Annotated in this window: 2 protein-coding genes; both read left to right on the forward strand. The window is 36.9% G+C overall.

Going from position 1 to position 1,001, the window contains the following annotated elements:
- The first annotated feature begins 12 nt into the window (after positions 1-12).
- Positions 13-378: an arsenate reductase family protein gene (locus KI369_RS28600; RefSeq protein ID WP_000218967.1), complete on the forward strand. Its 366-nt coding sequence runs from the start codon at positions 13-15 to the stop codon at positions 376-378.
- A gap of 41 nt (positions 379-419) precedes the next feature.
- On the forward strand, positions 420-803 hold the full coding sequence (gene gcvH, locus KI369_RS28605; protein WP_000026896.1) for a glycine cleavage system protein GcvH: 384 nt from the start codon (positions 420-422) through the stop codon (positions 801-803).
- Positions 804-1,001: the final 198 nt, after the last annotated feature.

A 1,001-nucleotide genomic window follows, 5' to 3' on the forward strand; every position in this document is an offset into this window, starting at 1 on the left:
GTAGGTGAATTTATGACAGTAACATTTTATTCATATCCAAAGTGTGGCACATGTCAAAAAGCAAAGAAATGGTTTGAGGCAAACGATGTAGCATATGAGATGATTCATATTGTTGAAAATCCACCATCAAAAGAAGATTTACGTAATTTACATGAAAAAAGTGAATTACCATTAAAAAAATTCTTTAATACAAGTGGAATGCGTTACCGTGAACTTGGTCTGAAAGATAAGTTGAAAGATGCAAGCGAAGACGAAATGTACGAGCTTTTAGCATCTGATGGCATGTTGATTAAACGTCCAATTGTAACAGATGGAACGAAGGTAACACTTGGTTTTAACGAAGAGCAGTTTGAAAGTGTGTGGAAAAAGTACCAATAAGGTATTTTTACATAATTAATACATTCACTGGAGGTACAGTCATGAGCATTCCAAATAATTTACGTTACTCTGAAGAACACGAATGGGTAAAAACTGAAGGTAATGAAGTTGTTATCGGTATTACTCACTTTGCACAAGGTGAGCTAGGCGATATCGTATTCGTTGAACTTCCTGAAGTAGGTGCAACAATCGAAGCTGACGAGCCATTCGGAAGCGTAGAATCTGTTAAAACAGTTTCTGAGTTATACGCACCTGTAAGCGGTAAAGTTGTAGCAGTAAACGAAGAATTAAGTGACCAACCAGAACTTGTTAACGAATCTCCATACGAGGGTGCATGGATGGTTAAAGTTGAACTTTCTGATGCAAGCCAAGTTGAAAAGTTATTAACTGCTGAAAAATATGCAGAAATGACAAACCAAGACTAATTATAGTCGACTGAAGGACAGCCTTTGTGCTGTCCTTTTTTATTTTGTGTTACATAATGCATTTAAAAACGAGCGCAAATGAATAAGCTATTATGGGAATGAATGTTTTTCGATAAGGTTTCATGGGGCTTTGTAATCTGAACGAGCTGCTTGCGCTTTTCATTGTCTAGCTCCAACGGCTAGAACAGTCGGTCATTT

The sequence above is a fragment of the Bacillus sanguinis genome (assembly GCF_018332475.1).
Lineage (GTDB): Bacteria > Bacillota > Bacilli > Bacillales > Bacillaceae_G > Bacillus_A > Bacillus_A sanguinis.

Coding starts and splice junctions, on each gene's coding strand:
- KI369_RS28600 (WP_000218967.1), top strand. CDS start 13: ATGACAGTAACATTTTATTCATATCCAAAGTGTGGCACATGTCAAAAA.
- gcvH (WP_000026896.1), top strand. CDS start 420: ATGAGCATTCCAAATAATTTACGTTACTCTGAAGAACACGAATGGGTA.